The organism is Neolewinella aquimaris (assembly GCF_014197245.1).
GTDB lineage: Bacteria > Bacteroidota > Bacteroidia > Chitinophagales > Saprospiraceae > Neolewinella > Neolewinella aquimaris.
Map to the genome: position 1 here is coordinate 114,399 of NZ_JACIFF010000004.1, position 11,964 is coordinate 126,362.

10 protein-coding genes are annotated in these 11,964 nt (G+C 59.0%); 6 read left to right on the plus strand and 4 right to left on the minus strand.

Features of this window, described 5'->3' with window-relative positions; genetic code table 11:
- Positions 1–6 precede the first annotated feature (6 nt).
- Positions 7–723 carry a glycosyltransferase family 2 protein gene (locus tag GGR28_RS09175; RefSeq protein WP_183495485.1) on the minus strand — a complete coding sequence of 239 codons (717 nt, stop codon included), beginning with the start codon at positions 721–723 and terminating at the stop codon, positions 7–9.
- Between the two features lie 380 nt (positions 724–1,103).
- Here GGR28_RS09175 and GGR28_RS09180 point away from each other — a divergent pair, with 380 nt between their 5' ends.
- The 6 genes from GGR28_RS09180 (at position 1,104) to GGR28_RS09205 (ending at position 7,565) form a co-directional block, all read left to right on the plus strand.
- Positions 1,104–1,697: a CopD family protein gene (locus tag GGR28_RS09180; RefSeq protein WP_183495486.1), complete on the plus strand. Its 594-nt coding sequence runs from the start codon at positions 1,104–1,106 to the stop codon at positions 1,695–1,697.
- Positions 1,698–1,704: 7 nt separating this feature from the next.
- Positions 1,705–2,346 carry a response regulator transcription factor gene (locus tag GGR28_RS09185; protein WP_183495487.1) on the plus strand — a complete coding sequence of 214 codons (642 nt, stop codon included), beginning with the start codon at positions 1,705–1,707 and terminating at the stop codon, positions 2,344–2,346.
- Positions 2,347–2,362: 16 nt separating this feature from the next.
- Positions 2,363–3,367 (plus strand): sugar phosphate nucleotidyltransferase, encoded by a 1,005-nt coding sequence (locus GGR28_RS09190; RefSeq protein ID WP_183495488.1) that lies wholly within the window; start codon positions 2,363–2,365, stop codon positions 3,365–3,367.
- Positions 3,368–3,376: 9 nt separating this feature from the next.
- Entirely contained in the window at positions 3,377–4,642 is a 1,266-nt protein-coding gene (locus GGR28_RS09195) for a hemolysin family protein (RefSeq protein WP_183495489.1), read from the plus strand.
- 56 nt (positions 4,643–4,698) lie between these two features.
- Entirely contained in the window at positions 4,699–5,847 is a 1,149-nt protein-coding gene (locus tag GGR28_RS09200) for a mechanosensitive ion channel family protein (RefSeq protein WP_183495490.1), read from the plus strand.
- Positions 5,848–6,068: 221 nt separating this feature from the next.
- A complete protein-coding gene (locus tag GGR28_RS09205) occupies positions 6,069–7,565 on the plus strand; it encodes a DASH family cryptochrome (protein WP_183495491.1) in 1,497 nt (498 codons plus the stop codon).
- On the opposite strand, the gene GGR28_RS09210 is transcribed toward GGR28_RS09205, so the two are convergent.
- From GGR28_RS09210 to GGR28_RS09220, 3 genes are read right to left on the minus strand one after another with little or no spacing between them, the layout of a single operon-like run.
- The gene (locus tag GGR28_RS09210) at positions 7,562–9,580 is read right to left on the minus strand and encodes a heparinase II/III domain-containing protein (protein ID WP_183495492.1); all 2,019 of its coding nucleotides are present in this window, start codon (positions 9,578–9,580) and stop codon (positions 7,562–7,564) included. The two genes, GGR28_RS09205 and GGR28_RS09210, sit on opposite strands and share 4 nt — an antisense overlap.
- Positions 9,581–9,608: 28 nt before the next feature.
- Positions 9,609–10,847 (minus strand): alginate lyase family protein, encoded by a 1,239-nt coding sequence (locus tag GGR28_RS09215; protein WP_183495493.1) that lies wholly within the window; start codon positions 10,845–10,847, stop codon positions 9,609–9,611.
- On the minus strand, positions 10,847–11,962 hold the full coding sequence (locus GGR28_RS09220) for a glycoside hydrolase family 88/105 protein (RefSeq protein WP_183495494.1): 1,116 nt from the start codon (positions 11,960–11,962) through the stop codon (positions 10,847–10,849). Before GGR28_RS09220 ends, GGR28_RS09215 begins: the two co-directional genes overlap by 1 nt.
- Positions 11,963–11,964 lie beyond the last annotated feature (2 nt).

The following is an 11,964-nucleotide window of genomic DNA, read 5'->3' on the forward strand; positions in this document are numbered from 1 at the left end:
ACCAACCTACACCCCATACTTCACAATACACCAGATGGCCCTCACTCCATCGCGCCAGCCAATCTTTTTACCCTCTTCGTAGGTGCGGCCGTAGTAGCTGATGCCGACTTCGTAGATGCGGACGTTGGGGATGCGACTGATTTTGGCGGTCACTTCGGGCTCGAAGCCGAACCGTTGTTCCTGGAGGGAGAGGGACTGGACCATGTCAGTACGGAACAGCTTATAGCAGGTTTCCATATCCGTTAGGTTCAGGTTATTGAAGGCATTGCTGAGGGTGGTGAGGAAGCGGTTACCGATCGTGTGCCAGAAGAACAGGATGCGGTGGGGCTTGCTCCCCTGGAAGCGGCTGCCGTAGACCACATCCGCAAAACCGTCGAGGACGGGTTGTAGCAATTCATTGTATTCCCTGGGGTCGTATTCCAGATCGGCGTCCTGTATGATGAGGTACTCGCCGGTGGCCCGTGCGATTCCGGTGTGCAGGGCGGCACCCTTTCCGCGGTTTACGGGATGGGCGTAGTACTGGATATCGAAACCGCGATGCTGCTCACGATAGCGCTGGATGGCGCCTTCGGTGTCGTCGGTAGAACAATCGTTGACAACGATGACCTCCTTGTTGATGCCACCGGACAGATCGACCTTCCTGACGCGGTCAAGGATAAGGTGAATGGTCCGTGCCTCATTGTAAGCGGGAATTACAATGGACAGCTTAGCAAAACGTGTCATCGAGTGTGGTTTACCGCCGGCTAAGGTAACCTGTCACCGGCAAAACCATCTTTTAGGAATACAGCAGCGCTATGAGCAACAGAATAACAAATAGCCTACCGCAAATCTGATCGAATTTCATATCAATGGGTGTATACGAGAATGCATCTCACGAGTGTGTCGCGCAAAATTAGCGCATTTCGGCCCAGCACAGCCCCATTTCCCTTTAATCTTAGATTAATTCGGTGTCAAGTTCGCGATATTCACCATTACTGGGGAGGGCGGGAACGCAGGTGCCGGGTGAATGGCAACAGCAGTAGCCATTGGTTTCCTGGCCAATACAACCGGGGGCCGTACGACATGTTGAGTGGTAGTTCTACTCAACCGACCGTCTACTTTCTATGAACATTATTCTCTTCGCTAAGGCACTGCACGTGGTGGGCTTCATCAGTTGGTTCGCGGGGCTGTTCTTTCTCGGCCGGTTGCTCGTAAACCACGCCGAAACGGATCGGGTAGCCGCGGCCGGCTTGCCCGATAGTGCGCTACGGGCGCAGATCCTACGGGAGGAATATACCGGAATGGAGAACCGGGTGTACCGCATTATTGCCAATCCGGCCATGATGATAACGTGGACGGGCGGCCTGCTCATGGTCGTGCTTAACCCGGCGTACTTCGTCAGTGGCACTACCGGCTGGCTCACCGTGAAGCTATCGTTAGTCGTTTTGCTGGTGGTCTACCACGTGTACACAAAGGCTAAGATCATGCTGCCGATGCAGGCAGGTGAACGCCCGCTCTCCGCCTGGAAACTGAGGCTGTGGAACGAGGTACCCACCTTCTTTTTAGTGAGCATTGTATTCACCGTTACTTTCGGCAAGGTGGGTGAATTAAGTTATCTTTATCTTGGGATTGGTGTATTACTGTTCTGCCTGTTAGTCTACCGGGGGGCGGTGGCCTATCGCGACCGCCAGCGGGGGGCGGAGCTACTCGAAAAATAAACTTTTTATGATCCATTTGGGAATTATTGAGGATGAGCCCATCATGCTGGCCAGCATCGAAGAGTGCTTTGAAGGAAACCGCGACGTGGCCATCGTACACGCGGCAACCAGCGTAGAGGACTTCTTAAGCCGGGTACCCTCCAGCAGCCCCCTCAACACGCTGCTGCTCGATATTATGCTTCCGGGCATGAACGGTATTGCCGGCATTCCTCGCTTACTGGAGCGGTGGCCCGAGATGGACATCATCATGCTCACCAACAGCGACGAAAGCGACAACATCTTCCGGGCGCTTCAGGCGGGTGCCGTCGGTTACATTTCCAAGCGCAGGGTCAATCCTACCATCATCCGCGACGCCGTGCATACGGTCAACCGCGGTGGCAGTTACATGAGTCCGAGCATCGCGCGCCAGGTCGTGGCCTTTCACAACCAGCAGCGCAAGAAGAGCAGTGTCTCCGCGGCCGATCAACTGACCACTCGCCAGCTGGATATCGTCCAGGGTCTGGTGGACAACCTCAGTTACCGTGAAATCGGTGAACGCCTCGACATCAGCATTGAAACCGTCCGTGACCACATCAAGAACATTTACCGGAAGCTACAGGTCAATTCGAAGATGGAAGTGGTGCATAAAAAGCTGAAGGGAGAGATATAGATACTACCTTGCCTCCATGAAAGCCATCATCCCCGTTGCCGGGGCGGGCATGCGTCTGCGACCCCTGACCTACACCCAGCCAAAGCCGCTCATTCCGGTGGCCGGCAAACCCATTCTCAGCTTCATCGTCGATCAGTTGATCGAGTTGGGCGTAACGGACTTCGTTTTCATCATCGGCTACCTTGGCGAGAAAATTCGGGAATACGTCGAACGGGTTTACCCCCAGTTGAACACGGTGTTCGTCAACCAGGAGGAGCGGATGGGTTCGGCCCACGCCATCTGGCTGGCCCGCGACCACTACGCCGATGCGGGCGAGATCATCATCTTTTTTGGCGACGCCATCATCGATGCCGACCTGAGCGAGTTCATCGAATCGGACGTGTCCTGCCTGGGCGTGAAAACGGTGGAGGACCCGCGGCAATTCGGGGTAGTGGAACAGGATCGGGAGGGCAACATTCGGGGCCTGGTCGAAAAACCGGTAATCCCTAAGTCGAACCTGGCGATGGTCGGTTGCTATAAGATCCGCGAAGTACACCTCTTCATCGAGGCCTGTGCACACAACCTGGACCACAAAATCCGCAGCATCGGCGAATACCCCCTCACCGACGCGCTGGCCAGGATGCTGGAATGGGGAGTGGAACTACGGGCCATACGAGTCGATAATTGGTTTGACTGCGGCCGCCGGGAGGTGCTCCTGCAAACCAATGCGATATTCCTCGACCGCCCGGGCTTTGCCACCGACGATCCCCCACCCTACGACAACGCGATCATCATTCACCCGGTCCACATCGGCAACGACTGCGACATCAGCAACTCTATCGTAGGGCCCCACGTTACGATTGGGGCGAACACGAAAATGGTGAATGCCATCGTTTCCGACTCCATTATCGGCGATTACGCCCGCATTTATGACATCGTCCTGCGCAAATCGGTAGTGGGCAACGATGCAAGCATCGGCGGCATGCGCCACAGCCTGAACATCGGCGACAACACGGAGATTGACTTCGGTGGAGAACCGTAAATTAACCCCATGAGCCTGGCGTTTGCCATCATTACCTGTCTCCTGCTGTCCGCCCTCTTTAGTGGTTCGGAGATCGCCTACGTATCGGCCAACAAGCTGCGGGTCGAGCTTAAGAAGAAGCGCAACAACACCCGGAGCCGCATCCTCACGCGGTGGTTCGAGCGGCCGGCCCAGTTTCTGAGCACCATGCTGGTGGGCAACAACATCGCCCTGGTTGCCTTCACCTCGCTCATGACCGTCCCCCTGACCCTGCTGGTCAATACCTACCTCGGCATCGATACGGAGATCGTGGTCCTACTCCTCAACACCCTGGTGATCACCATCATCGTACTGATCTTCGGAGAGTACGTTCCCAAAACGGTATTCCGGATGTATTCCGACAACGCCCTCTACTTTTGGGCCCTGCCCCTGCGGTTTTTGCAGGCCCTGCTGTGGCTACCCAGCGTAGTGATGACCACCACCAGCGACTGGCTCCTGCGCCTGTTCTTCAAACGGCCCAGCGAGGAGCTCGATACCGTGCTCACCCGCCTGGACCTCGAAAATTTCATTAACCGCAGCCAGACTTCCGAAGAGCAGGAAGCGGCCATCGACACCAAACTCTTCGGCAACGCCCTGAACCTGGGCGACGTGCGCCTACGCGACTGTATGGTGCCGCGTACCGAGATCGAAAGCATCGACGTCTCCGCCACGGTCGACGAGCTGGAGCAAAAGTTCATCGATACCCACCTGAGCCGCCTCATCATTGTCGACGGTGATATGGACAATGTGCTCGGCTACGTCCACCACCAACAACTGCTGGAGTTCCCCGAGACCATCCGTCAGTGCATCCTCGAACTCACCTTCATTCCGGAGGTAGCTCGCGTGGCGGACATTCTCGACCGGGCCGTAAAGGACCAGCTCAGCATCGCGTGCGTCGTTGACGAGTTCGGCGGCATTGCGGGAGTCGTGACCATGGAGGACTTACTGGAAGAGATTTTCGGTGAGATCGAGGACGAATACGACGAAGACGATTACGTAGAGGTAGACGAAGGCAACGGCTACTACAAGTTTAGCGGTCGCCTGGAAATCAGCTACCTGAACGAAAAGTACGCGCTGGGCCTACCCGAGGGGGAGTACCAGACGCTGTCCGGCTTCATCGTCACCACCGCCGAGCGGGTGCCCGAACAGGATGAGAGCCTGGAACTGGAGGGCTTCAACTTCCGGATGCTGGAGGTAAGCAACACCAGAATCGAGGTCGTCCACCTCCACGTCCTCCCAAAAGAGGAAACGGACTAAGCGAACCCACCGGGCCCTTACCCGTTACCCGATTTTGATGTAGCCTCTATTCGCGTATGAACCAATTTACGGACTTAATCGCCGGCACCCCACTGTACGTCCAGATGGCGGCCCTCTTCGGTGCCTCCCTCCTTATCTCCGCCGTCATTACGCTCATCCTGTTCGGAATCATCCGCCGGGCGGCGCGCCGGACCGAGAGCTATACCCTGGAAGCGATCTGCAAGACCGGCCGGAATGATTTCTACTGGGTCCTGTCCTTTATCCTGATCGTACTTTCCTGGACCGGTCTGCAACAGATGACCTCCGACGGAGTAGCCGAAAACCCCTGGTACCTGATGCCCGGGATCCGGATCGCCCGCACCATCCTGTATATTTTTGGCGCCATCCTGCTGGTCCGGGTGGTCAACGTAGCCGCCGATACGGTACGGCACCGGTACAGTATCGACAACAGCAACAACCTGCAGGAGCGCAAGATCCTTACCCAGCTTCAGTACATTCAGCGGATCGTAGGGATCGTAATTTTTATCGTCACGGTAGCCTTTATTTTACTGCAATTCGAAGCGGTGCGCAGCATCGGCACCGGTTTGCTTACCTCGGCCGGCGTCGGTGGTATCATCATCGGTTTCGCGGCGCAAAAATCAATCGCCAACCTGCTGGCGGGCTTCCAGATCGCCTTCACCCAGCCCATTCGTATCGACGATGCCCTGATCGTAGACGGAGAGTTCGGACGGGTGGAAGAGATCACCCTCACCTACGTCACCCTGAAGCTGTGGGACCAGCGCCGGCTGATCGTGCCCCTCAATAACTTCATCGATAACTCCTTCCAGAACTGGACCAGGAGCACCACCCAGTTGATCGGCAGCGTATTCATGTACGTCGACTACACCTTCCCGGTAGCCAAACTGCGGGAGGAAGCCCAACGCTTCGTCGAAACCCAGGAGCTGTGGGATAAGCAGGTCTTCGGAGTCGCCGTCACCGATAACAACGCTGACGTGATGACCATCCGCATTCTCGCCAGCGCGGCGGATTCGGGGCAGACCTTCAACCTCCGCTGCGCGATCCGCGAACACCTCATCGGCTGGATTCAGCAGACCTATCCCGAGCACCTGCCGAAGACCCGTCTGGAAATGAGCCCCGCGGAGCCGACCCACGAATCCACGCCCTCCGCGGAGGAGCTGCCCGTGCAGGAAGGCGAACGGAGTTAATCCGGCTACCCTCGCACGAAATCCAACGTGACGTACCTCGTTTGGGCGGGCACGCGGGTGCAGACCGCCTGACGGGTCCGCTTTTTCCGGATCTACCCGGCTCCTGCGCACCCGCCCCCCGGCAATTATCAGCTGCTTGTAAAGCCGGCAAATGAGCCCTCTGGTTCCGCAACCATCCCCACCCCCTGGGGTTAGTTTAACAGCAATAAATACGACGGAAAATGAGTAAGCGAGCGGCGATTGTATGGTTCAGAAGAGACCTGCGGCTCCACGACAACGAAGCCCTGACGGACGCCATGAAGCACGGCGACGAGGTGTTGCCGGTGTACATCATCGACCCCCGCGACTGGCAGGGTACCCTGCCGCTGACCGGCCTGTCTAAGATCGGTCCCCACCGCGCCCGCTTCATTCTGGAAAGCATGGCCAACCTGCGCCAGAACCTGCGTGCACGGGGCAGTGACCTGATCGTTCGCGTCGGCCACCCGGAGGACATCCTGCCGGAGCTTTCCAAACAGTGCCAGGGAAGTTGGGTATTCTGCAATCGCGAGCGGACCTCCGAAGAACTGCGCGTGCAGAACGCCGTGGAGCAAAACCTATGGGCGATCGGCCGGGAAGTCTACTACTCGCGGGGTAAGCTGCTCTACTACACCTCTGATCTCCCCTTCCCCATTACCCAGACCCCGGATGGTTTTACCCAATTCCGCAAGGAGACCGAGCGGCTGACGCCCGTGCGTGACCCCCTGCCGACGCCCGGCACCATCCCGATGGTGAGGGGAGCCGGCATTGAGGCGGGCGAGATTCCCGAACTGGCGGACTTGGGCATCATGCCGCCGCCCAGCGACGAACGTGCGGCCATCACGTGGCACGGTGGGGAAGACGCCGGTTTTGATCGCCTGGCGTACTATCTCTTCGACAGTCACGCGATCGCTACCTATAAGGAAACCCGCAATGGGCTGATCGGCAGCGACTTCAGCACCAAGTTCTCCGCCTGGCTGGCCCAGGGTTGCCTCAGTCCGAAACGGATCTACGCCGAGATCAGGGCCTACGAGGCCAAGAACGGCGCGAACGAAAGCACCTACTGGGTGATCTACGAATTGCTGTGGCGCGATTTCTTCCGTCTGATGGGCAAGAAGCACGGCGACCGCATCTTCCACAAACACGGCTTTTCGGAGAACACCGATCATCCGGAGTGGAAAAAGGATACCGCCCTGCTGCAACGCTGGATCGACGGACAGACGGGCACCCCCTTCATCGACGCCAATATGCGCGAGATCGCCCGCACCGGTTTCATGAGCAACCGCGGACGACAAAACGTAGCCAGCTACCTCGTCAAGGATCTCAACATCGACTGGCGAATGGGCGCCGAATACTTCGAGCACATCCTGATCGACTACGACGTCACCAGCAACTGGTGCAACTGGAACTACGTCGCCGGCGTAGGTACCGATCCGCGGGAGAACCGCTACTTCAACATTCTGAGCCAGGCCGAGCGCTACGATCCGGAGGGAGCCTACGTCAAACTATGGTGTCCCGAACTGGAAGGCCTGCCCCCGGAGTCCGTACATCAGCCGGATACACTGGGTGACGCGGAGCAGTCGGACTTCGGTCTGCGCATCGGCGTCAATTACCCCAAGGCCCTCGTGCCGAGCGAACGGTGGAAGGCCAGGTCCGAATCCAGCGGACGGCGCGGTCGGGGCCGACGGTCCGCGCACACCTAGCGGGACGTGGTCCGCGTAAGCCGTACGTTTTCCGGAGTGACCACCAGGGTATCTTGCCGTCCGTTGCTGAACGAAAGGCGGACCTCCAGGCGGTCGGCGTTCCCTGCAGTAGCGACTCGGGGCGGCGTGGTGCCGTTTTCACGTGCGGTGAGCAGGGTGACGAAGTGAGGATTTACCGCCGAGGTTTTGATGCTTAGTTCCCTAAAGTGCTTAGCTAGCCGACGGTCGCTATCGCTAATGTTTTTTACCCCGGGCAGGTAGGCGTCGCTTAAGTCGCTTTCCCGGACGGTCCCCTGAGTTTTCGGCCACAGTACGTCGACGTCACACAGGGCTCCACGCCTTGCTCCGACGATTCGGGCGCCGGGTTTTTCCGGCAGTATCTCTAGTGTATTACTGGTATCCGTGTGCAGTAGCCAGGTGTATTCATTTACTGACTTATCCTCCGTTTGGAGGTCATCCACAATCAACAGATACGGCTGTTCGCCAGGTACGTAGAGCAGTTGCCGCTGCGCTTGACTGAGGACGAACGAGCTTGAATCGCGCTCGAAAGCCTCCCGTGCGTCACCCTTCACGTACACGGCGCTATCGCGTTCCTCGTACTCGAGGATTCGCCCCCTGCCGTACCCACGGATCTGGCCGATCCCGTTCACCAGAACGGTGTTGTGGGAACGGGTATTCCAGGGAAAGCGTCCCGGGTCGATGGCGAACTCCTCCCCCAGTGCACTGAAGGTGAAGGCGTTCTCGTCGGAGTGATTGTGGGCGTGGTGGTAATCAACGCCGGAGGTAAAGGACACCTGCGTGCCGAGGGAATCGCCCCAGCCGTCACGCATGAACACCCGCCCGCTGGAAAAATGGTGCGACCGGGCGTTGGGCATACGGGGCTCCAAACCGGCATCGCCCCACAGCAGAACGAAGGGAAGCGACAGGCCATCCCCGATGGAGGGACGGTTGTCTCCGCGGTGGCTCGGTCGTCCGCCGCCGTAAAAACCACCCCCGGCCTCTCCCTCGATCTGCAACCACGCCCACAGGGCTTCCCGCAGCCGGTACCGGCTAATGAGGTACATCAGGCCCGCGGAACTGCCCAGCGTCGTAGGGTTATCGTTCATGGCAATGACTTCCTTCCCCCAGGGCAGCATCTTCCACACCATCTGGTCGGGGATCAGGGGCATCGCGGGCTGTTCGCCCACCAAGTCCTCTCCGGTAGCCCGTTGTAAGGCGACGGCGTAGGGTACCACGCCCAGTAATCCGTAGTTAGTGTAGTCCACCCCCTCGGTGCCGTACCCCGTGCTGTCGACGAAGCGGTTTACGTAGGCGCGGATGCGGTCCGTCGCCTTTTCCTGCCACTGCGGTTTGTCGCCCACCGCCAGGGCGCAGAGTCCCAGGGCACCGTAGTGGACGGCGGTATGATTCTGAGACTCGACCGCCGGATCGGCCCGCGACCAGACGCCACGGTAATCGTAGAGGAGGGTCGCTACTTTTTCTAACTCCTCTCGCACGATATTTCGCTCTCGCTCGTCCATGTGGGGGTACAACAGGTCGTAGCCGATGGCGTACCCGCGGGCCGCGTCGCCGTGCTGCAGGTGACTGAACCATTCCTCCGGCTCACTGGCTTCCGCGGCGGCGACCATGACCTCAATGGCCTTGTCAAAATAGCGGTGGTCGCCACTCAGGTAGCCCGCTACGCCAAGGGTGCCTACCCGTTTCTCCAAAATCCTACCCAAGATGCCCGACTTTTTCCAGTCGCCACCCCCACCGAAGGCGTAGCCCGGAAAATCATCGGCCCGGTAGGCGTATGGCTCGGGCGGGTACGCCAGTTGTTCGTCGGCCTGCGCGATAAGGATTTCGTAGGCCTCCCGCATCCATTCGCTGCTGGCAATGTTTTCCTTAATGGCGGGAAGCTCAGCGACGGTAAAGAACAGCGACGGGTGCTCCTGGGCGCTGAGCTGCGTTCCGAGCAGGAGGAACACTATGGCGGTGAGCCGGCGATCTAAACGTAGTGAACTAAGGGGTTTCATATTTCTGGTGGGGTAGTTCAAATTGGGATTATCGGGGGGCAGTTTCGCAGGCGTAGATCAGCCGGTCAAGGTCGGGAGCCGGGGACGACGGGCGGGGCACCGCACAGAACTCTTTGTCTCCGAACAGGCTACCCGCCTCCGCGAACAACTCCCGGGTGCCGTATAAAGCTGTTGCCAGATCGCCTAACTGTGGCTGCGTCCACTCCACTTCCCCCCTCGCGTAGGGCTCGAGGTAAGCATAGGCTTTCGGTATGCTTCCGCCGCGCGGGGAAGAGTAGTTCCACAGGTCGACGCCCACGGTGCCCGCTAGGTAAGCCAGCGTGGTGAAGGCCCGTAGGTTCATCGTGCTGTACGATAGGGATTTGGTACGGGCCAGTTCGTGGGGCTGGGCACCGTCGGGCTCGATCTGGGTGTCGATGCGGCGCTTTACCGTCTCCGCCACCCGTCCGGCTTCCTTCGTCTGACCAAGGTGGATGAGCATGGAAAGGACCTGCGCGTCGTACCAAGTACCGTGATTGTTCTCCCTTTCCTTCTCCTCGACACCTAGTTTGCTGGTTTGTAGCCAGTGGAGATAGGCGGCCAACCATTCGTCCGTGCCGGCCTTTACTTCCGGGTCGAGTCCGGCCAGATCCAGCACTTCCAGACTGGTCACCATTCCGACCACGTCGGTCAGCTCGATGATGCCGAAGCAGCGACCGCTGTTTCTGCCGGGGATGCCCTGGGCGTACTCGAGGTGGGGGTTCATCTTCGTTTTCGGATCGATGAGGAAAGCCCGGATCAGGGTTTCAGCCCGCCGGCGGTAGACGTCCTTATCGGTAAAGTAAGCGGCGTAGGCCAGGGCCGAGACGCCCCGCGCAAAGGCATTCTGCTGACTTTTGTCGGAGCGTTCGCCCTGCGTGAGGGGATTGACCTCCCCGTCCCGGCGGATCCACGGCAGTCCGTCGGGCTGGTCCGGATCGGGCCACCAGTACGGTCCCAAACTGATGTAGTCGTTGGGGTTCCCGCTGGGCGGCAAGACTTCCTTGTGCACGATGGTGTAGATCTCTCCGTTCAGCTCTTCATCGGCCCGACGGAGGGTCGCTTCCAACGCGGCGGTAGTGACCGGCTCCCCCTTCCGGTATGCCTCCTTGATCGCTACCAATCGGTCACCCGGATAGTTGGTCAGCGTAACTTCCGTTTTTACTACAGCAGACGTTCGGGGCGGCGGAGCGCAGGAGCAGGCCAATACCGAAGCGAGCAATAGCGGCAGGTATGCAGTTTTCCACATCACTGCTTTAACTTGAGCACTTCGCTGCCGGCCAGGAGAAAAGCTCCGGTTCCGAAGTTTTGCCAGCTGTCGGCGCTTGCCGGTTGGGGGTCGGCGCCAATGTCCTGTACCCAGCCGACCTTGCCGCTGGCCTGTTGAGCTTCGGTAAGCCCCTTCCAGGCCTTCGTTACTACCGGTAGGTACTCCCCGCGGTCGAGGATGCCGTTGTTGATGCCCCAGGCCAGGGCGAAGGTGTAAAACCCACTGCCGCTCACCTCGCCGTGATCGAAGGACTCGGGCGAGAGCAGGCTGGTGCGCCACAGTCCGTCCTCCGGTTGGATCGCCTTGACCTTTGCGGCCATTTCGCGGTACAGGTCGAGAAAGAAGGGACGGTGTTCGTAATCCGCGGGCAGCTCATCGAGGATGAGGGCCAGTCCGCCCATCACCCAACCGTTGCCGCGCGACCAGAATATCTTCTTCCCGTTGGCCTCCTTGCGGTCATCGGTAGATCCCGTCCACAGGTAGCGGCCGTCGCGGGCGAAGAGGTGCTCGTCCTGGTCGTACAGCATATCGTAGGTCTCCCGGTAGTAGGTGTACATGGTATCCAGCAGGGCATCCCGATCACTATCGGGATAGCGCGTAGCGTATTCGGCGATGACCGGAGGGGCCATAAACAGGGCGTCGCACCACCACCAGAGGATCGTCTTCTCGTCGTTGCGGGTGCCGGCCCGCCACTCGTGGGGTGCATTGAGGTGGGCGTCCAGGAAGGCTTCCGTGGGTTCCAGGTCGACCACGTTCGGTTGTTTTTCGTCGAGGTAGAGGTAGGCGTAGGAGATGGCCACGTCGTCGGCGTGGTACGTTCTTTCGTAGGTCTGCCACGCGTTGCGCTCGCCCATGTCCTTCAGGGCCTGCAAAAAGACGGCGTTGTCGGTAGCGTCGTGGGCCCGCGCTACGCCGGTATAGTATGCGCCGTTCGTCCAGTCGGTGGGGGCCTTGGCCTGGATCGGGTTGGCTTCCTGCCACTTCAGGGCGGCCACCATTTTGTTCTCGATTGCGTCCGGCTTCAATTCGGGTACGGAGCGACAGCTCACGAGGAGGGTAAGTAAGAGTCCGGTTATAATTATACTGATTCGCATGG

What these genes read in the sequence shown, in the direction of transcription:
- GGR28_RS09210 (WP_183495492.1), bottom strand. Translation starts at nt 9,580, where the DNA reads ATGAAACCCCTTAGTTCACTACGTTTAGATCGCCGGCTCACCGCCATA.
- GGR28_RS09180 (WP_183495486.1), top strand. Translation starts at nt 1,104, where the DNA reads ATGAACATTATTCTCTTCGCTAAGGCACTGCACGTGGTGGGCTTCATC.
- GGR28_RS09175 (WP_183495485.1), bottom strand. Translation starts at nt 723, where the DNA reads ATGACACGTTTTGCTAAGCTGTCCATTGTAATTCCCGCTTACAATGAG.
- GGR28_RS09215 (WP_183495493.1), bottom strand. Translation starts at nt 10,847, where the DNA reads ATGTGGAAAACTGCATACCTGCCGCTATTGCTCGCTTCGGTATTGGCC.
- GGR28_RS09190 (WP_183495488.1), top strand. Translation starts at nt 2,363, where the DNA reads ATGAAAGCCATCATCCCCGTTGCCGGGGCGGGCATGCGTCTGCGACCC.
- GGR28_RS09185 (WP_183495487.1), top strand. Translation starts at nt 1,705, where the DNA reads ATGATCCATTTGGGAATTATTGAGGATGAGCCCATCATGCTGGCCAGC.
- GGR28_RS09205 (WP_183495491.1), top strand. Translation starts at nt 6,069, where the DNA reads ATGAGTAAGCGAGCGGCGATTGTATGGTTCAGAAGAGACCTGCGGCTC.
- GGR28_RS09195 (WP_183495489.1), top strand. Translation starts at nt 3,377, where the DNA reads ATGAGCCTGGCGTTTGCCATCATTACCTGTCTCCTGCTGTCCGCCCTC.
- GGR28_RS09200 (WP_183495490.1), top strand. Translation starts at nt 4,699, where the DNA reads ATGAACCAATTTACGGACTTAATCGCCGGCACCCCACTGTACGTCCAG.
- GGR28_RS09220 (WP_183495494.1), bottom strand. Translation starts at nt 11,962, where the DNA reads ATGCGAATCAGTATAATTATAACCGGACTCTTACTTACCCTCCTCGTG.